The 19437-nt window shown below is 68.6% G+C and carries 19 protein-coding genes; 18 read left to right on the top strand and 1 reads right to left on the bottom strand.

The annotated features are described in order from the left end of the window. Position 1 precedes the first annotated feature (1 nt). On the bottom strand, positions 2–1696 hold the full coding sequence (locus OG883_RS03940; protein WP_323180873.1) for a glycoside hydrolase family 18 protein: 1695 nt from the start codon (positions 1694–1696) through the stop codon (positions 2–4). Between the two features lie 434 nt (positions 1697–2130). Here OG883_RS03940 and OG883_RS03945 point away from each other — a divergent pair, with 434 nt between their 5' ends. From OG883_RS03945 to OG883_RS04030, 18 genes are all read left to right on the top strand, one after another. Beyond that, positions 2131–3009, top strand: a complete 879-nt coding sequence (locus OG883_RS03945; RefSeq protein WP_266535004.1) for a hypothetical protein — start codon at positions 2131–2133, stop codon at positions 3007–3009. 172 nt (positions 3010–3181) lie between these two features. After that, entirely contained in the window at positions 3182–3895 is a 714-nt protein-coding gene (gene cpaB / locus OG883_RS03950; protein ID WP_266535006.1) for a Flp pilus assembly protein CpaB, read from the top strand. A gap of 7 nt (positions 3896–3902) precedes the next feature. Continuing rightward, the gene (locus tag OG883_RS03955) at positions 3903–5159 is read left to right on the top strand and encodes an AAA family ATPase (RefSeq protein ID WP_266535009.1); all 1257 of its coding nucleotides are present in this window, start codon (positions 3903–3905) and stop codon (positions 5157–5159) included. 37 nt (positions 5160–5196) lie between these two features. Then, positions 5197–5607: a TadE/TadG family type IV pilus assembly protein gene (locus tag OG883_RS03960; RefSeq protein ID WP_266535012.1), complete on the top strand. Its 411-nt coding sequence runs from the start codon at positions 5197–5199 to the stop codon at positions 5605–5607. Next, positions 5604–6044 (top strand): TadE/TadG family type IV pilus assembly protein, encoded by a 441-nt coding sequence (locus OG883_RS03965; protein WP_266535014.1) that lies wholly within the window; start codon positions 5604–5606, stop codon positions 6042–6044. Before OG883_RS03960 ends, OG883_RS03965 begins: the two co-directional genes overlap by 4 nt. 51 nt (positions 6045–6095) lie before the next feature. Next, positions 6096–7436, top strand: a complete 1341-nt coding sequence (locus tag OG883_RS03970; RefSeq protein WP_266535017.1) for a CpaF family protein — start codon at positions 6096–6098, stop codon at positions 7434–7436. 155 nt (positions 7437–7591) lie between these two features. Continuing rightward, the gene (locus tag OG883_RS03975) at positions 7592–8536 is read left to right on the top strand and encodes a type II secretion system F family protein (RefSeq protein ID WP_266535025.1); all 945 of its coding nucleotides are present in this window, start codon (positions 7592–7594) and stop codon (positions 8534–8536) included. 55 nt (positions 8537–8591) lie between these two features. Beyond that, positions 8592–9479: a DUF5936 domain-containing protein gene (locus OG883_RS03980; RefSeq protein ID WP_266535028.1), complete on the top strand. Its 888-nt coding sequence runs from the start codon at positions 8592–8594 to the stop codon at positions 9477–9479. Positions 9480–9639: 160 nt separating this feature from the next. Continuing rightward, positions 9640–10956, top strand: a complete 1317-nt coding sequence (locus OG883_RS03985) for a sensor histidine kinase (RefSeq protein ID WP_266541209.1) — start codon at positions 9640–9642, stop codon at positions 10954–10956. A 121-nt stretch (positions 10957–11077) separates the two neighbouring features. Further along, complete coding sequence (locus OG883_RS03990; protein WP_266535031.1) at positions 11078–12106, top strand: response regulator transcription factor; 1029 nt, start codon at positions 11078–11080, stop codon at positions 12104–12106. A 167-nt stretch (positions 12107–12273) separates the two neighbouring features. Continuing rightward, on the top strand, positions 12274–12594 hold the full coding sequence (locus OG883_RS03995) for a hypothetical protein (protein ID WP_266535034.1): 321 nt from the start codon (positions 12274–12276) through the stop codon (positions 12592–12594). A gap of 2 nt (positions 12595–12596) precedes the next feature. Further along, positions 12597–13253: a pilus assembly protein TadG-related protein gene (locus OG883_RS04000; RefSeq protein ID WP_323180920.1), complete on the top strand. Its 657-nt coding sequence runs from the start codon at positions 12597–12599 to the stop codon at positions 13251–13253. Between the two features lie 29 nt (positions 13254–13282). Further along, the gene (locus OG883_RS04005; RefSeq protein WP_266535037.1) at positions 13283–13876 is read left to right on the top strand and encodes a hypothetical protein; all 594 of its coding nucleotides are present in this window, start codon (positions 13283–13285) and stop codon (positions 13874–13876) included. Further along, positions 13876–14505, top strand: coding sequence for an OmpA family protein (locus tag OG883_RS04010; protein ID WP_266535040.1), 630 nt, complete (start codon positions 13876–13878; stop codon positions 14503–14505). The genes OG883_RS04005 and OG883_RS04010 overlap by 1 nt, the downstream gene beginning before the upstream one ends. Positions 14506–14594: 89 nt before the next feature. Continuing rightward, the gene (locus tag OG883_RS04015) at positions 14595–15953 is read left to right on the top strand and encodes a hypothetical protein (RefSeq protein ID WP_266535043.1); all 1359 of its coding nucleotides are present in this window, start codon (positions 14595–14597) and stop codon (positions 15951–15953) included. 253 nt (positions 15954–16206) lie between these two features. Further along, positions 16207–17748: a Hint domain-containing protein gene (locus tag OG883_RS04020; protein WP_266535046.1), complete on the top strand. Its 1542-nt coding sequence runs from the start codon at positions 16207–16209 to the stop codon at positions 17746–17748. Beyond that, on the top strand, positions 17745–18098 hold the full coding sequence (locus OG883_RS04025; RefSeq protein ID WP_266535049.1) for a DUF6086 family protein: 354 nt from the start codon (positions 17745–17747) through the stop codon (positions 18096–18098). The genes OG883_RS04020 and OG883_RS04025 overlap by 4 nt, the downstream gene beginning before the upstream one ends. 218 nt (positions 18099–18316) lie before the next feature. After that, positions 18317–19342, top strand: a complete 1026-nt coding sequence (locus OG883_RS04030) for an aminoglycoside phosphotransferase family protein (RefSeq protein WP_266535052.1) — start codon at positions 18317–18319, stop codon at positions 19340–19342. The last annotated feature ends 95 nt before the right edge of the window (positions 19343–19437 follow it).

The raw sequence follows: 19437 nt of genomic DNA on the forward strand, positions 1-19437 counted from the left end.
CCTACGGGAGGTTGTGGACGTGCGGGCCGACCGCGTTCGACCAGGCGTTGCCCGCCGTCGCGTCCCAGTTCGTGGACCAGGTCATCGCACCCCTGAGCCCCGGGTAGGTCTTGGCCGGCTTGAAGGACCCGCAGTTGGTGCCACGGGTCAGGCAGTCCAGCGCGTTCTTCACGAGGGACGGGTCGACGTAGCCGCTGCCCGCGCCCCGCGTGGAGGCCGGGAGGCCCAGGCCGACCTGGGAGGCGTTCAGGCCGCCCTCGAGCTGGATGCAGGCGAGGGCGGTGAGGAAGTCCACCGAGCCCTGCGAGTAGACCTTGCCGTCGCAGCCCAGCATCGAACCGCTGTTGTAGTACTGCATATTGACGACGGTCAGGATGTCCTTCACGTTCAGTGCCGTCTTGAAGTACTCGGTCGACGTCGACTGCATGTCGATGGTCTGCGGCGCCATCGTCAGCACGAGCCCGGAGCCCGCCTTCTGCGACAGCTGCCGGAGCGCCTTCGTCAGATACGTCGAGTTGATGCCGTGCTCGAGGTCGATGTCGACGCCGTTGAATCCGTACTCCTGCATCAGCGCGTGGGCGCTGTTGGCGAAGGCGGTCGCGGACGCGTCACTGTTGATCGTGACGTTGCCCTTCTCGCCGCCCACCGAGAGGATCACGGACTTTCCGGCGCTCTTCTTCGCGGCGATGTCCGCCTTGAAGTCGGCCACGGAGGCGTACCCGACGGCCGGGTCCAGGTTGAAGGTGAGCTCACCGGCCGTGGCGGTCGAGTCCGCGAACGACACCGCGATGATGTCGTACTGCGACTGCACATCCCTCAGCTTCTGTACGGTCGCGCCGTTGTCGAAGTTCTGCCAGTAGCCGGTCAGTGCGTGCTTGGGTACGGAAGGTCCGGGACCCGGGTCGCCGCCGGTGCTGGTCTTCCCGGTGACCGCGGCCGACTTCGGGGACTCGCCCGCCGCGTTCGTGGCGGTCACCTGGAACTGGTACGAGGTGTTCGCGGCCAGGCCGGTCACGGTCGCCGAACTGCTGTCGGCCGACTGGACCTTGGCGCCGTCGCGGTAGACGTTGTACCCGGTCGCGCCGGACGCCGCTCCCCAGCTCAGGGCCACGGACGACGAGGTCACGGCGCCGACCGTCACTCCGGCGGGTGTGCTGGGCACCACGGGGTCGCCGCCGCCGCCCCCGTCGGGGCCGAAGACGGAGATGTCGTCCGCGTAGTAGGGGGCCTGTCCGTACCAGCCGTGCGTGTAGACCGTCACGGACGTCGTACTGGCTCCGGTGGTGAAGGAGGTGGACAGCTGCTTCCAGCCGGAGGAGTCGGGCGTCCAGGTCGAGACGTCCGTCGTGCCCGTGCCGCTCGCCCCGAGGTAGGCGTACCCGCCCTGCACCCAGGCGCTGAGTGCGTACCTCGAGTTGGGCTTCACGGCCACGGTCTGCGAGCACCGGGCGTTGTCCTGGCCCGCGGGAGTTGCTTGGAGCGCCGAGGCGCCGCCGTGCACGGGTGAGGAGGCGTTGGCGCCACTGCCGCCGGAACAGGTCCAGTTGGCGAGCCCGGACTCGAAGCCGGCGTTCCTGGCCACATTGACATCGGCGGCCTGCGCGGTGCCTGCGCTGCCCATGAGGGAGAGCCCGGTCCCGACGGCGAGCGCCAGGGCGGCGCCGATCCATCTCCGTGAGCGTGTGGTGCGGTCCACTTGCTGCCTCCGGTGGGGGAGTGGGGGAGTTGGGGGTGTGGAGGGAGTACGGAACGGTGGCCACCGCGCTCGGCATAAACTGGTCCAGACCAATGCGGTTGTCAAGGCCTCGGGCGACGATTCGTATACGGATGCCCGGCCCGAACCCGGCGTGACGCACACCGCGTTCGGCGAATCGGCGGCCGACGGGGCCCACGGCCCCAGTCGCGGGCCCCGAGTGGCGAGTCCCCTTACTCACTGAGCTGTAACAGGAGTAAACAGATGACTACTACGTCCGATTTCGCCTGTGCGGAGCGTGTGCGAGTTGAGGCTCTGGGTTCTGAAAGGTGTTCTCTGCCTCCTCAGTCGTGGATAAAGTGCTGGTGCAGGAGCACGGAGCAGTAGGGATCTGCGGGCGTCGGGACTCCGGCGGCCGGAGCGAACGGGGAACCAGCGTGCCGACCGCGATAGCTGTCACCAGCGCCGATCTGGTGCTGCCGCCGAACGACCACCAGACCCCTACCGCGGCGCTGCTGCAGTCACCCCACTCTCAGTCCCTGGACGCCGCGCTCGCGGACATGACGGTCCTGCTGGAGCAGCACGGCTATGTGATCGCCCTCTATCCCGCCTCGCTGCCGGTCGCCCATGAGCGCCGGCTGCACACGATCCGCGCCGTCCTGGAGAGCGACCGCATCGCGCTGCTGAAGCTCGATCTGCCTCCGCTCGGCGTCGCCGTACTCGTGCGGCAGATGCGGCAGTTGTCGATCTGCGACTTCAGCGTGGGGGTCATCGCCTCCGCCGCCCGGCTGCTCTCCCACTATGTCTACGCGGGCGCGCTGCTCAACTCGGTCACCCGGCTGGACCGGGTCCCCGTGAGTCTGAAGACCCATGCCAAGTCCTGGCTCCCCGGCAGTCAGTTCGGGGTACTGGCCAACCCCCGGCCGCAGCTGATCAGGACCGGCGACGGAGAGCTCGCGGGACCCGACTTCGGCACCCATCTCCTCGTGGCGAAGGGCCAGCTGCAATCGGACTGGGTGACCGCGACCCTCGCGCCCGCGTGGCGCGTCCAGGACGTGCAGGAGTCTCTGCTGCCTGCCGATTCCCCTCGGTGGTGGGGAACGGCCAGGATGATCGAATTCGCCGCCTTTCTTCCGGACATCTCCGTTCTCTATCAACTGGTTTCATCTGTACGGCGAGAGGTGTGCTCCTGGTGCGGCATTCAATTGATCGGTGATCGCTGCGGGTTCTGCTCAGCGCCCCTTTCCCCGGCCGAGCACAGAACCCACGCACCCGGTGTCCTGAACCAGGGAACACCTACGCACCAAGGGTCGTGAACCGCCACCCGGGCGGTCCGCACGGGCCGTGGCGGCCTGTCGAAAGCGTGCACCGACCCGCGACCGCCTCCCTGTCCGCTCCGTCAGTCCACCTCCACCTCCACCTCCACCTCCACCTCCATGTCCACGTCCACGTCCACGTCCGACGTCTCCGAACGAGGTTGTCCCGCCCATGAATTCACGGCAGCGCCGCGGCGTCATCCTTCTCCTCCTCTCGGTTCTCTGCGCCTTCGGCGCGTTCGCCGGCGTGCTCTCGGTGATCAGTGATGTGAATGCGAAGGTGGGGCCCGAGGTTGCCGCATACCGGGTCAGGGCCGATATCGCGCCCTATACGACCCTGGGGCCGGGCCAGTTCGAGAAGATCACGATGCCCCGGCGGTGGCTTTCCAGGAATGCGGTGACCGATCTCGACGTGATCAACGGAAAGATAGCTGTCACCCAGCTCAAGAGAGGGTCGCTGCTCCAGGACGACATGATCGTGCAGCGGCCGCGCCTGGAGAGCGGCCAGCAGGAAATCGCGATCATGATCGATGCGGCGACCGGTGTCGCCGGAAAGATCCGTCCCGGCAAGCTCGTCAATATCTTCGCCACCTTTGCCGCGCAGAGCAATTCCGAGCTGGACCAGTCCCGGATCATCGTCGCCAACGCCAAGGTCATCGATGTGGGCGAGCTCACCGCGCTCGAACCCAAGAAGGGCGACCGGAGCAGCGGCCCCACCGAGGCCGTGCCGATCACCTTCGCCCTGAACACCACGGATGCCCAGCGCGTCGCCTACGCCGAGTCCTTCGCCGAGCACGTACGCCTCGCCCTGCTCCCCGACGGCAGCCCCACCACGCTGCGCCCGGGCGACGGCAGTTACGACCTCTCCGAAGACAAGGACAAGTGAGGGCCGGATGACGACACGCATCCTCCCCGCCGTCGGTGACGCTGACGCCTCCCGCGCCATCACCACCCTGCTCAGCCAGCTCCCGGACGCCGAGCCGGCCTCGCCGGTGGGCGACTCGACCTCCCTGCTCGACCTGCTGGCCCGCCTGGCGGGCGAGTCGCTCGACGAACTGCCGGAGGTCGTGCTGGTCCACGAGCGGATCGGGCCGGTCCCGGCCCTCGAGCTGATCAGGGAGGTGGCCCTGCGTTTCCCGGCGGTCGGCGTCGTGCTGGTCACCGCCGACGCGAGCCCGGGTCTCTACTCGGCGGCGATGGACTCCGGCGCCCGCGGGCTGGTCGGACTGCCGCTGTCGTACGAGGAGTTGGCGCAGCGTGTCCAGGCGGCGGCCGGCTGGTCCGTCGGCGTACGCCGTCACCTGGGCCAGGGAGCCGATGTCTTCACCGGCCCCGGCGGCACCGTCGTCACCGTCAGCGGAGCCAAGGGCGGGGTCGGTACGACAGTGACGGCGATCCAGCTCGCCCTCGCCTCCCGGGCGTCGGGCCACACCGTCGCCCTCGTCGACCTGGATCTCCAGGGCGGCGATGTCGCCTCGTACCTGGATGTGCAGTTCCGCAGGTCCATCGTGGACCTGACGACCATCCAGGACATCTCGCCCCGCGTGCTCCAGGACGCGCTCTTCAGCCATGAGACGGGGATCGGGCTGCTGCTCGCACCCGGGGAGGGCGAACGGGGCGAGGACGTCAACGACCGGCTGGTCCGCCAGATCATCAGCGCACTGCGCCACCGCTACGAGATCGTCGTCATCGACTGCGGCACGCATATGAACACCGCCAACGCCGCCGCCATCGAGATGGCCGACACCACACTCCTGCTGACCACCCCGGACGTGGTGACGGTCCGGGCCACGAAGCGCATGGTCAGGCTCTGGGACCGGCTGCAGATCCGTAAGGCGGAGGAGACCGTCACCGTCGTCAACCGCCAGACGCGCCATACGGAGATCCAGCCCCCACTGGTCGAGCGGATCACCGGCACCCGGGTGTCCCGCGTGTCGATCCCCGCCAACTTCAAGGAACTGCAGGCTGTCGTCGATGCCGGCCGTATGCAGGATTTGGAGGCCAAGTCCACGGTGAAACAAGCACTGTGGGGTCTGGCGGGAGAACTGGGACTGGTGAAGAGCACTCCGAGTACGGAGAAACAGAGCAGGTTCCGGGGCGGCGACCGGGGTTCGCTCGGTGGCGGTCGCCGCCAAGGCCGTACGAAGTGAACAGCCACAGGACGAGGGTGAGGGGGAACGTTGAGCCATGAAAGGTCCAGGAGTACGCGCCCGTTACCGGGATCCGCGAACGCGGGACGACCGGGGCCAGGCGATCATCGAGTTCACCGGCATGGTTCCGATCATCCTGGTGACGATGGTGGTGCTGTGGCAGGCAGCCCTCGTCGGCTACACCTTCGTGCTCGCGGGGAACGCCGCGGACAAGGCGGTGAGCGCGGGGACGGCGACGGACGGGGACCGTGACGCGGCCTGCAAGCGGGCGGGCACCGAGGACGTGCCCGGCGCCTGGACGCACGGCATTTCCTGCTACGAGGACGGCGACCTGGTCAGGGCCGAGGCCGATCTCAAAGTCCCCCTGCTCTTCCCCGGCGGCTTCAACCTTCCGATCACTGTGCCCGGCCGGGCCGCCGCGGCAACGGAGAGGAGGACCGAGCCATGAGGAACAAGGGGATGCGCCGTGACATCGGGAACCGGGCGCTGCGCCGGGACATGAGGAAGCAGACGCTGCGCCGGGACAGGAGGAACCGGGCGCTGCGCCGGGACAAGGGCCAGGCCGTCATCGAGTACGGGGGCTGGCTCGTGCTCCTGCTCTTCGTGGCCATGGTTGCGGTGCAAGTGGGCGTGGCGGTGTACGCCGCCCAGCAGGCGGGCACGGCGGCGCGGGCTGCGGCCCGGGTGGCTTCGCAGCGTGAGGCGCAGATGACCTCCGGCGAGGCCGGACGGGCGGCGGTGAGTTCCTGGCTCGACGCCGAGTTCAGCCCGCCGAAGGTGGCGGGCGACGAAGTCACCGTCGACGCCACGGTCCAGATTCCTGTACTGGTCCCGGGCCTCGACTTCGGGGGAGTGAAAAAGAGCGCCACCATGCCCCTCGACTGACCCTCACCGACCACGACCGCACCAGGCAAGCCGTACCAGGGAGTTGAACCCATGAGCCTCCGGGCGCGCATCAACAACCCCGAGCCGACGAACGGGCACAGCGAGGAGAGCCGGCTCGTCGGGGTCTACCGCGCCAAACTCCTGGAGGAGATCGACCTCGCCGAGATGTCCGCCCTTGCGGCGGCCGAGCGCAGGGCGCGCCTGGAACGGGTCCTGGGCCACATCATCAGCCGCGAGGGTCCGGTCCTCTCCACCATGGAGCGCTCCCAGCTCATCCGCAGGGTCGTCGACGAGGCGCTCGGCCTCGGCATCCTGGAACCACTCCTCGAAGACGCCTCCATCAGCGAAATCATGGTGAACGGCCCGGAGCAGGTCTTCGTGGAGCGCAGCGGACGCCTCGAACTGCTTCCTCTGCGCTTCTCCTCCAACGATCAGCTGATGCAGACCATCGAGCGCATCGTCTCCACCGTCAACCGGCGGGTGGACGAGGCGAATCCGATGGTCGACGCCCGCCTGCCCAGCGGTGAGCGCGTCAACGTGATCATCCCGCCGCTCTCCCTGACCGGCCCGATCCTCACCATCCGGCGCTTCCCGCGCGCCTTCACCCTCCAGGAGATGATCGGCCTCGGCTCGCTCGACGAACAGATCCTGATGCTGCTGGCAGGCCTGGTGCGGGCGAAGTTCAACGTGATCGTCTCCGGCGCCACCGGCACCGGGAAGACCACCCTGCTCAACGCCCTGTCGGGACTGATCCCGGGCGGCGAGCGCATCGTCACCATCGAGGACTCCGCCGAGCTCCAGCTCCAGCAGTCGCATGTGATCACGCTGGAGAGCCGCCCGGCCAACGTCGAGGGCAAGGGCCGGATCACCATCCGTGACCTCGTACGCAACTCGCTGCGTATGCGCCCCGACCGCATCATCGTCGGTGAGGTCCGTGGCGGTGAAACCCTCGACATGCTCCAGGCGATGTCCACCGGCCACGACGGCTCGCTCGCCACCGTCCACGCCAACAGCGCCGAGGACGCCCTGATGCGACTGCAGACCCTCAGCTCCATGTCCGAGGTCGAGCTGCCGTTCGTGGCGATCCACGACCAGATCAACAGCGCGGTCGACGTCATCGTGCAGCTCACCCGGCACGCCGACGGCGCGCGCAAGATCACCGAGATCGCCATTGTCGACTCGTACGGCCGTGAGGACTACCGCATCGTCACGGTCTGCCGCTTCGAGGCCCAGCCGATGGCCGCGGACGGGCGCATCCACGGAAGGTTCGTGTACTTTCCGCTGCCCCGCCGGGTCGCCGACCGTCTCTACATGGCGAGCGAGGCGATACCCCCGGCCTTCGGCGTGGCCCACTCGCCGGAACAGCTTGCGTCCCGCACCTCGACCGCGTGATCGCCTGACCTCCGTACCCGTCCCCGTCCCCGACCGCGTGATCGCCTGACCTCCGTACCCGTACCCGTACCCGTACCCGTACCCGTCCCCGTCCCCGTCCCCGACCTCAACCCTCGCCCTCGACCCCGACCCCCGATCCGGAGAAGCCGCCCGACATGGATAACCTCCCGCTCCTGACGATGGCTGTCACACTGCTCGGCTGCGTGCTCGCCGTCATCGGTGTGCACGCCTACTCCTCGGGGCAGGCCCAGCGGCAGGCCCTGGTGGACCGGATGTCCCAGACGGGACAGATGGCGATCGAAAGCGGCGGCCGACGCCGTCGCTTCCGTGGCGTCGACCGGTGGCTGCGCAGGACACGGCTCGGCAAGCGCATCGAGCGGAAGATCTCGGCGACCGGTCTCGACCTGACACCGGGCGAGTACTTCGTCTACGTCGTGGGCGCGCTGCTCGCCCTGTACTTCATCGTCGGCTCCGTCTTCGCGCCCTTCTTCGGGTTCATCGCCGCCGTCATCGGACTCTGGGGCGCCAACGGCTTCCTCGACTGGCAGCGGACGAAACGCACCGAGGCGTTCATCAACCAGCTGCCGGAACTCACCCGCGTACTGGCCAACGCCACCCAGGCGGGCCTCGCGCTGCGCACCGCCATCGGCATGGCCGTGGAGGAGCTGGACGATCCGGCACGGGAGGAACTGCGGCGCGTGGCCGATCAGCTGGCCCTCGGCCGCTCGCTGGACGACGCGCTGGACGATCTCGTCGAGCGGCTTCCCTCACGCGAGCTGACCGTCCTGGTCTCCACCCTCATCCTCTCCAACCGGGCGGGCGGCACCATCGTCTCCTCGCTGCGCAACCTCACCGAGACCCTGGAGGAGCGCAAGGAGACCCGCCGCGAGGTCACCACCCTGCTCTCCCAGGTCAAGGTGACCGCCGTGGCCGTCCCCGTCCTGGGCATGGGATTCCTCCTGATGATCAACGGGATGCGGGCCGGTGCCCTCGACGACATGACCAGTGCCCTGGGCGGACGGATCGCGGTGATCGTCGCTGCGGGCCTGTACGCACTGGGATTCGTCCTCATCAACCGGCTCACCCGCGTCCGAATCTGATCCGTGTCCGGAGATCTGTACCCGAAGGTCCGTATCCGAAGGGAGGGAACACACCATGGGGCTTCTGCTCGCCGCCGTCCTCGGGCTCGCCGTCTACGGAGCCTTCCACGGCATTCGTATGTACCGCGCCGACGCCAAGCTCCCCGGCGACCTCGCCGTCGCCCTGGAGGTCGGCGCCACCCGGACGACCGCCACCGGCTCCGCCATCGACCGCCTCGGCATGCGCTACGCGCCGTACGTCCTGCGGATGATGGGCCCCAAGCGCGTCGACGCGGTCCGCCGCAAACTGGACATGGCAGGCAACCCAGGTGGTCTGACCATCGACCGCTACGCCGCCCGCCGCGCCGTCTACGGCGTCCTCGGCTCCCTCGTGGCGCTGGGCATGCTGATGAACGGCCACTTCGTGTTCGCCGTCCTCTTTCTCCTCTACGGCCTCTTCTGGACCGACGTCCTGATCCGTGCCGCCATCAGCAGACGCAAGGACGACATCGAGCGCACGCTCCCCGACTTCCTCGATGTCCTGGCCGTTGTCGTCTCCGCCGGACTCGGATTCCGCCAGGCGCTGGAACGGGTCGCGGAGAAGTACGAGGGCCCCTGGGCCGACGAACTGCGCATCACGCTGCGCCAGATGGACATGGGAGTGGGCCGGCGCGAGGCCTTCGAGCAGCTGCGCAAGCGCAATGACTCCGACCAGGTGTCGATGTTCGTGTCCGCGCTGCAGCAGGGAGAGGAGCTCGGCGCGCCGATCGTCGACACCCTCATCCAGATCGCCAACGACATGCGCAGGACGGACGCCCAGAACGCGCGCCGCAAGGCGGCCAAGGCCGTCCCGAAAGCCACGCTGATCGTCACCAGTTTCATGCTTCCCGGGACGATGATCCTGATCGTGGTCGGCTTCTACTACGCCTCCAATGTCAATTTCAACGACATCTTCGGAGGCTGAGCGAGCCATGGCCCCCAGGCTGAGCGGGAAGGCGCTGACGGGAGCGGTCCTGAGCAGGAGCAGGAGGACGAACCTGGCCAGGAGGACCGGCCTGGACAGAAGAAGCGCTCCGGGCAGGAGGAGCGCCCTGACGAGGACCGGCTTGGGCGGGAGCACCGCCCTGACCGGTGGCTCTGAGGCGAGTACGACGCCCGGGAGCGCCCCGGGGCATGTGCCGTCGCTGCCCATCCAGGTCAACGCGCTCCAGGCACTGTGTCGCCAGCTGTTCGGCTTCCGCCTGGCCATGACGGCCCTCGCCGCCCCGTTCGCCCTCGCCGGTGTCGACCGGGGGCTGGGCGGCTGGCTCGTCGGAGCGGCCGTACTGGTCACCGTGATGGTGTCCTATGTGCTGCTGCGCGACTGGGAGCGCTTCGGTCCGGTACTGCTGCGGCACCCTTCGCTGCTCGCCGTCGACATGCTCTTCGGGGCGCTGCTGCTCTTCTCCGCCTCGCCCGGCTCCACCCTCACGTACGTCACCTTCTGTACCCCGCTCCTCGCCGGGCTGGTGTACGGATGGCGCGGTGCCGCGATCTTCGCCCCGCTGCAGTCGCTGCTGCTGGCCGCCGCGTACGCCATCAACGAGAGGATCGAGGCCGACGCCGAGGCGCTGTTGATGGTGGGCCTGTGCGTGATGGCGGGAGCGGTCGGCAGCACGCTGCGCAATCTGCTGCTCGGCTTCGGCGCCGCGTCGCAGGCGCTGACCGAGACCCGCGCCCGGCTTGCCGTCAACGGGGCGGTGGAGGAGGAACGGGCCCGGCTCGCCCGCGAGATGCACGACTCCGTCGCCAAGACCCTGCACGGCCTGGCCCTCGCTGCCGACGGCCTGGCGAGTACGGCCGACCGGATGGACCCGCTGACCGTCAAGCACCAGGCCGAGCTGGTGGCCCGCTCCGCCCGCCGCGCGGCGACCGAGTCGCGGGAGCTGCTGTCCGATCTGCGCCGCGACTCAGGACTCGACGGCGGGGTCGACATCATGGCCGAACTGGGCGCCAGGACAGAGGACTTCGCCCGGCGGCACAGCGTGCGGGCCGAATTCCGGCGGCTCGGTGACAGCCCCGTACCGACGGCTCCGCACGCTGTCGCCCGCCATGTCCTGACCATCGCCACCGAGGCCATGGAGAACGCCCAGCGCCATGCCCGCCCCAGCTGTCTGGACGTTTCGGCGGGTGTTGTCGGCGACGTACTGCGGATCAGTGTGTACGACGACGGGCTGGGCCTTCCTCCCGGTACCTCTCTCGACGGCCTCAGGCGGGCCGGACACTTCGGTCTGGTCGGCATGGTCGAGAGAGCGGCATCCATCGGCGCCCGTATCCGGATCGGCAGGGGCCGGGCGGCGACCGGCACCGAAGTCCGCCTCGAGCTGCCGGTCGCCGCACTGAGACTCGTACCGGGGATCCCCACCCAGCCGAGGCAGCACCGCGCGCCACTGCTCAACTGACCGCCCTCACCGCCCTCACCGCCCTCACCCCCTTCGCCACTCTCGCCCCACCGACCCGCTCGCCCCGCCGTCCCACCCCCACCCAACCGACCGTCCCCACCTTCGAGAGGAGGCTGCAGCCATGCAGGACGACATCTCCCACAGCTCTGCGCAGAACTGGACCCAGCAGTCCCATGTCTCGCAGCACACGTCCTCGCACGCCACCCCGCTCAGCTCCGACCACACCACGGGCATCCCCCTGGCCTCCGCGGCACCCGTGACCACCGACGAATTCCCCGTCCTGCCGCCCCCCGGCCCGATGCCGGCCGCCCCGCCCCTGCGGGTGGTGGTCGCCGACGACAACCCGGTCGTACGGGCGGGCCTGACCGTCCTGCTCCAGGGCCGCGCCGACCTCGACGTCGTCGCGGAGGCGGCCGACGGGCGCGAGGCCTACGAAGCGACAGTCCAACACCGCCCGGACGTGGTGCTGTTGGATGTCCGGATGCCGGGCGTCGACGGCATCTCGGCCCTGCCGCACCTGGTCCGGCTGGCCCCGGTGCTGATGATGACGTACAGCCGGGAGAGCGAGATCGTGCACGAGGCCCTGCGCCTGGGCGCGGGCGGTTATCTCGTGCACGGCGAGTTCACCGCGGACCAACTGATCGCCGCCGTACGGGACATCAAGCTCGGACGCGTCCACTTCACTCACTCCGCCTCGAACGCACTGCTGGCGAGCGTGCGGGGCGAGGGTCCGGGTGACGGCGGGCCGCTCCCTGACGGTCTGGGCACGGCCTTCGCGAACAGGCAAAGCGGGCACGGCCATTCGACGAACCAGCAGGTGGCTGCGGATCGCCCCGAAGACACTCGGCAACAATTTGCGCAACCGTCTTCGCTTACGCAAGCGAATGTGTCACATTCTTCTCGGAGCCCGGTTGTAGCCGGGGGACTGCACGGAGTGATCACCGAGCTGAGTCAGCGGGAGGTGGAGGTGATGGACCTGATTGCGTCCGGCATGACCAATCAGCAGATCGCCGCTTCCTGCTTCATCAGCCAGAAGACCGTCAAGAACCACATCAACCGCATCTTTGCCAAGCTGAACGCGGGGAGCCGTGGCGAGGCCATCGCCATCTGGCACAGCGTGTCGCGAGGGGGGCCTGGTCAGCATGGCTGAGCGCATGACGGGCCCCCGGCCCCGCGTCGGCCGCGCCGGCTCCGTCCGGGCCCACCCCGTGCACTGGGCCCGGAGTTGGGCCCTGAGGCCCATGTCAGGGGGAGCCTTCCGGACGTACGTTTCCGATGTCGCCACCGAGTCCGGCCGGGAGGAAGCCGGAAGCGCGCGTGACGACAGCAGGAAGTCGTACGAATCTGGAGGGGATCGCCATGACGGACATCGGGCTGAGGGCCGCGACAACTGCCAAGGTCTATGTGACGGGGTGGAGGGACTCGGTCCTCGACGGCATGAAGAGCCGCAGGGACAAGGGGCAGGGTGCGATCGAGTACGTCGGGATCACCATTCTGGTGGTGGCCATCGTCGCCTTGCTGCTCCAGACCAAAATGGGCAACGACATCGCGAACAAGTTCCGGGAGTCGATCAATTCGGTCCTCAACGGGGGCGGTGGCGGCGGCGGTGCCGGTGGTGCGGGCGGCACCGGGGGCTGATTCTGCGGGTACAGAGCGACACAGGGCAGGCCACACCGCTGTACATGACAGCGGTAGTTGGCCTGCTCTTCTTTGCGCTTGTGTATCTCGCGTTCGGCCAGGCCGACATCAGGCGCAACGGCACCCAGACCGCGGCCGACGCGGCTGCGCTGGCGGCCGCCCAGGGGTCGAGGGACGAGCTGGACCTGGCGGACTTCCTCGATGACCTCCAGGGAGTCCTCGACGGCGACGTGCCCTGGACGGCCGAAGGCTGCCGGGAGGCAGCCCGCTTCGCCGCCCGGAACGACGCGAGGACAGGCAGTCTCGGCTGCGTTCGGCTGACGGACGGACGCTGGGGTTTCAGGGTGGTGGCCGAGTCCGAGAAGTCGATGGGGGACAGCATCATCGACGGCACGGAGAACAAGCACGCGACGGCCGTAGCCACCGCTGTGGTCGAGCCCCGCCGCTGTGCCTTCACCCCCGACGAACCCGATGAACCCGACGAGTCGGAAGCGCCTCCCGAGGGCGGGGACGACCAGGACCCCGCTGAGGACGATGACAAGAAGCCGCCTCTGGGCAAGCTCGTCTGCGACAACCAGGACTGGGTCATCGACCCGGAAAACCTGGATCTGCTCCCTGATATGGCGGACCTTTTCACTGTCCGACTGGCCGAGGACTGACCTCGAATGAGCGCAAAGGAACAGGATTGATGAGTATGCGGCACATGACGACCATGCGCCGGGCCGGGGCGGCAGCCTTGCTCTCGGCCGCCCTGGCCTTCTCCCTGACTTCCTGCGGTGGCGACGGCGGAGGGAACGAGGGCAAGGAGCCGTCTTCCTCTTCCTCGGCCCCGGACCGGGGCAAGGATGACGGGAACGCCAGTGCCACCGCGCCCACGTCCGGTGACCCCATCGCGAACGTCAAGGGTGATGGGGGGCTGGAGCTGGCCGTCCATTCGGCTAAGCGCGATGACGGCGGATTCCTCACGGTGGACGGGCAGATCAAGAACACTGGATCCCAGGGGTTCACCGTTCCCGTCAGTTGGAACGGTCTGGAGGAGGCAGTCGCTGCCACGGGTAACTCATTCGCGGGAATGACGCTGGTGGATTCCAAGGGCAAGAAGCGTTATTACGTACTGCGCGACACGGACAACCGTCCACTCACGACCTACGCGTACGGCAGCTTCATCAAACCCGGCGCGACTCTTACGTTCTTCGCCCAGTTCCCCGCCCCGCCGACCAGCACCACCAAGGTCGACCTTCAGTTCCCGGGGTTCCCCAGCACGTCGATCGAGCTCTCCTGATGAGCGCCACCACCGCCTCCATCCGGCATGTCCGCATGCGCGCGGCCGTGACCGTGTTCGCCGGTGTCCTCTCGTTCGGCCTTGTGGGCGTCGGGGACGCGCTTGCCGAGGAGGATCCCTACCCCACTCCTTCGGCTGCGGCCCCCGTCAAGCTCGACGCCGGCGACTCCGACCTCAAGCTCCCCGAAGGCGCGACCCTCGCGGCGCCGAAGGTCCTCGACATCAAGTCCGTTGTCGAGGACCTCGGCGGCGAGGAGCGCCGCGAGGAGACCAACTCCGACATCAAGTTCGCGCTCCAGGCCGAGGTTCTGTTCGGCAAGGACAGTGCGAAGCTCTCCAGCGATGCGAACGCCCGCATCGCCGCGATCGCCGCGGAGATCAAGAACCAGGACGCCACCAAGGTCCGCGTCTTCGGCTTCACCGACAACCTCGGTTCCTCCGCACACGGTGACGTGCTCTCCAAGCAGCGCGCGGATGCCGTGCACAGCGTGCTGGCGCAGCAGCTGAGTGCCCTCGGCATCACGTACGAAATCCGTGGGTACGGCGAGGAGTACCCCATCGCGAACAACGTGACCGAAGAAGGCCGCAAGAAGAACCGTCGAGTCGAGGTCTCCTTCCCCAGGGGATGAAGGCAGCCGGTCACGAGCCGGCCCGCAGTGTGCTGCGGGCCGGCTCTCGCCTGTGCGGGCAGACTGATGTGGTGCGAAGGAGCAGAGCAGTGACAAGGGGCAGAGCGGGCACAGCCGGCCGAGCGGGCAAGGCGGGCAGAGCCGGTGCGGTCAGCGTGCTGGCGTTCGGCGCGCTCATGCTGGTGCCGGGGCCGGCCGGGGCGGCCTCTCCGGACGGGCCCGACGGCATGGCTCCGTACGAGACATCTCCGGACGCCGAGCCGGTCCGCGGTACGCCCGCCAGTACGGACGGGCCGAGGCTGCGGCCGGGGACGTACACCGACACGATCGCGCGCGGCGAGAAGAAGTACTACCGGGTGGCGCTGGACGCGAAGTCCAACGCCTTCGTCTCGACGGTGCTCGCCCCGCCCCCGGGGATCGAGGTCGGGAGCACGGACGGAATCCGGGTCTTGCTGGAGTCCACGGACGGCGTGAAGTGCAGCAACGGCAATGACGTCACCTTCGGCGGCGGTTCCTCCCGGCCCATCGCCGATTACGCCACCCGGCGCATCGAGGCGGACCGTTCCTGCCAGAGCGCGGGGGACTACCTCTACAGCGTCGAGTGGACCGGTTCCGGCAACGGCCCGGGCGACGGTGGATGGCCCGTGGAGCTGACGTACATGACGGAGCCCGGCCTGAGGGCGGGGGCGGTCATGCCGTCGGAGCCGGCGACGTGGAATTCGCAGGCCCCGTCGCCGTCCGCGGGAAGAGCGAACAGCGTGAGTGGCGGCTCGGGCTTCAACGACGCACCGGCGGTGGGCGGAGGAGCGTGGAAGGACAAGCTGAGCCCCGGCGAGAGCCGCTTCTACAAGGTTCCGGTCGAATGGGGGCAGCAGCTCTTCCTCGACGCGGAGTTCGCGAACTCGACGAACGACGAGCCACCGCTTGTGTTCGACGGCCTGCGGCTGGGTGTGTTCAACACCGCGCGCGGGTTCGTCGCCAGCGCGAGCGCCAACTACCAGGGCAAGCCCGCCGCGGTGTCACTGGGCACTGCCCCCGCCGCGTTCTCGAACCGGTCCTCGCCCCAGGACGCCACGGCCGCGATGCGCTTCTCCGGCTGGTACTACGTGCGGGTCTCCCTCGACCGGCGGGTCGACAGCGCCCTCCCTGTCACCCTGCGCGTGGGTCTCAAGGGCGAGCCGCAGCCGGGCCCGCCGTACGACGGTGATGCGACCGCCGCAGGCTTCGGGATCACGGACGAGGACCGGGAGGCGGCAGCGGAAGGCCGTATCGAGGACACCGACGGGCAGAGCGTGCCGCTGAAGGCCATCGGCTTCGCGGGGATCGGTCTGGGGACGGCTCTTGTGCTGGGACTCGTCCTGTGGACGGTCCTCGGCCGCCGCGGCAGGGGAGCCGAGGCGTCGCGCGCTTCCGCTCCGGCTCCGATGCCTGCTTCCCGGGAGCACTGACCCGGCTGCGTCCTGGGCGCCTACGACACTCTCGTTCGCGTCGGGTTGAGCCTGTCTTTGGGCCCGGGGGCCCATGACCACGGCCACCCGGCTGCCTACCGTCGAGGGCATGTCGCCACAGGGGGTTGTGCGTCGCATTCGCCGTCGGGTGCATCGGGTGCACCGGGCACGTCGACTGCATCGGCTGCGTCAGGTGTATCGCGTGCGCCGGGTGCGGAGGTTACTGCCACGCACGGACGCGCGTCTGCTGGGCTTGCGGAAGAGGCGGCGTCGCGGCCAGTCCGGCCAGTCGGCGATCGAGTACGTGGGTCTGGTCGCGGTGGTCGTCGCGATCGTCGGATCGCTGCTGGCGACGGGGCTCGGGCCGACCATCGCCCAGGAGTTCCGTACGCAAGTCTGCAAGATCACCGGCGGTGAGAACTGCGGCGGCGGTGCCCCCCGGGCCCAGGACGATCAGGGCGGCCCGGGCGACGCCGGCAATGGCCGGCCCGCTTCCGGCGATCCTCGCGACGGCAGCCTGAAGACACAGACCGAACTCGACTACGAGAAGGCACTGAAGGAGCTCCAGGACGCCCAGGCGGCCGAGAAGTCCGACCGGGACAAGGCGATCGAGGCCGCGAAGGAACTCGCGAAGATCCTCGCCGAGGAACTCGGTATCACCGATGCGCTCGACTGCATCACCAAGGGCGACATGGGCGCCTGCACCGAGACGCTCATCAATGTGCTCCTCAGCATTGTCGGCGGCGCGGTCGGAAAGCTCGCGGCCAAGTACGGCGCGCCGTGGAAGTGGAAGAAGGCCGTTGAGCTCGTCAAGAGGCTCAGGAAGCACGGCGGGGACCTGTATGACGGTCTGAAGGGTCTCATCAAGAACCGTAAGAGGGTCTCGGACGCCGAGGACAAACTCGCCGACGCGAAGAAGAAACTCGACGCGGAGAAACAGAAGAAGCCCGAAGACGAGCCCGAAGGCAAGCCGGAGGACAAGCCGGACGACAGACCGACCACCTGCCCCCGGCACAGCTTCCTGCCCGGCACGCCGGTACTGCTCGCCGACGGCCGCCGCATCCCCATCGAGACGGTGCGGACCGGCGACCGGGTCAAGGCCACCGACCCGTACAGCGGCAGCACCGCGACGCGCCGGGTGACGAAGACCATCACCACGTACGACGACAAGGATTTCACCCGCCTCACGGTGCGTACGGTGGCCGGTACGGCGGTGGTCGAGGCGACCGACACCCACCCCTTCTGGCTCACCGGGCGGGGCGAGTGGGGACGCTGGGCGAACGCCGGCGACATCAGGCCCGGGGAGAGACTGCGCGGCCTGGACGGCACGGCGCCGAAGGTCCTCACCGCGCGCCACTACACCGCGCCGCGGACCACTCACGACCTCACGGTCGCCGAAACGCACACCTATTACGTGCTGGCCGGACGGACTCCCGTCCTTGTGCACAACCAGAATGACTGCGGTCCGCTCGACGGGGAGCGTGAGTACGATGTGTACGATCCCGTGACAAAAAACAGGATCACCGATATCGACCACATCGACGGCGGAGTTCTGTGGGAAGAGAAGAGCGCACTGTTCGGCGACGAGACCTGGCTCACCAAGCAGGTGGACGGAAAGCTCACCAAGTACCTGGAAGCCCGTAAGCACATGGAGGGCTACGAACAGGCTCCCATTGGTTTCCGGTTCACGAATCCCTCGGTCGATCCGCGCTTCCGTGCCGCACTCGAGCAGCGCATTCAGAAGCTCAGGGAAGACAATCCCGGGCTGGACATCAGGCTGGAGTTCACGGGATGAGCTATTACTTCGAAGTCTCCGGCGAAACCGTCTGGGATCCCGCCCTGCGCATCGCCACATGGTATCTCGCGCTCGCCGAGAGCACGGCTGGGCTGATGCAGGTGCCGACCGGGCTGACGCCGTCCGACCAGGACAACTGCGCCATCGACCCGAAGGTGTTCCAGGGCTTCGTCGAGAGCCTGTACGAGGTCTACTTCTCGACCCGGCACCCCGTTCAGCACAGCCTGATCAAGGGGCTGTTGCTGACCTCTCTGGTGGTGCTGGAGCGTACGGGAACCGTGATCAGCCCCGGGTCGGAGAAGGAGGAGCCGCTCTGGGAGGAGAAGCAGGCCCTCGCGCGGTCGATGTAGGCGGATGCCGATGGAGGCGGATACGGAGGCATGTCCCATGGGTCGGCCACCGAGTGGGTCGGCCATCGAGTGGACCGGTCTTCGAGTGGACCGGCCATCGAGTGGAACAGCTGCCTGAGCAAGACTGTTCGGAAAGAGACCGCCACGTTCCTGCAGGAACGCGCAGTCGGCGATCCATTCCTGTGTGAGCGGGGGCGGTTCGTCGAAGGGAGCCGACGATGAGAATGCCCTTCGGGGAACGCCTGCGGGACGAGCTCGGTACGCCCCGGCAGGTACGGCTGCTCGACAGCAGTCCGCGGTCCGCCGTGTGGCGCGTCGAGCTGGCCGACGGCCCGGCTGTGGTCAAACAGCTGGTCGCCGGGGCGGGCGCCGAGGAGCGGTACGGGCGTGAGCTGGCTGCGCTGCGGATCGCCTCGCTGGTTCAACCGCCTGTCGTGCCCCAGCTGTTGGGGGTGGATGCGGGCACGCGCGTGCTGGTGCTGGAGTACGTGGAGCACGGGCGGCCGCGCCCGCAGTGGGAGGTCGAGTACGCGGCGGCTCTCGCCCGGCTGCATGCCACCGCGCGGGAGGGCGACGGTGACGGTCTGCCCGGGTGGGAAGGGCCGGACGACGAGGACATCGCCTCCTTCCTCGCGTTCGCGGCGGCGCTCGGAGCCGACGTCCCCGAGCGCGTCGAGGACGAACTCGCCGAACTCGTCCTGCGGCTGGGGAAGGCGGCCGCCCGGCCCGCACTGCTGCACGGCGACCCGTGCCCCGGCAACGATCTGCACACCGCCGACGGAATCCGTTTCATCGACTTCGAGCAGGCCTGCCTCGGCAACGGACTCATGGAACTCGCCTACCTGCGCATCGGCTTCCCGACCTGCTGCGGTGTCACCGCCGCGCCGGAACCGCTGCTGGCCGAGGCGGAAGCGGCGTACCGCACGGCCTGGCGTGCGGCAACGGGTACGGATGTCGAGGGCGACCTCGCCGATGCCTGCGCCGGCTGGCTGATCCGGGGCGACGCGCTGGTCCAGCGCGCCCACCGGGGCACCGTCGACCAGCTGGTCCGAGTCATGGACGTGGACTGGGAGTGGGGGACGGTCAGCGCGCGGGAGCGGCTGCTGCACCGGCTGGGGGTGGTGGCGCGGATGGCCGGGGGCCATGAGGAACTGGGCGGCCTCGGCCGGCTCGGCGCGGAGATGCGCCGACGCATGCGCGCGCGCTGGCCCGGACTCCGGCCGGTACCCGAGCGCAGGCTTTAGCGCGCCTGGGTGCGCCTGGGTGTTCCTGGGCGCTGCGTCGTGCTGCTCGGTGTTCTTCGGCGCTGAGTGGTGCTGTGTGGTGCTGAGTGGCGCTG

The organism is Streptomyces sp. NBC_01142, from assembly GCF_026341125.1.
Taxonomy (GTDB): domain Bacteria; phylum Actinomycetota; class Actinomycetes; order Streptomycetales; family Streptomycetaceae; genus Streptomyces.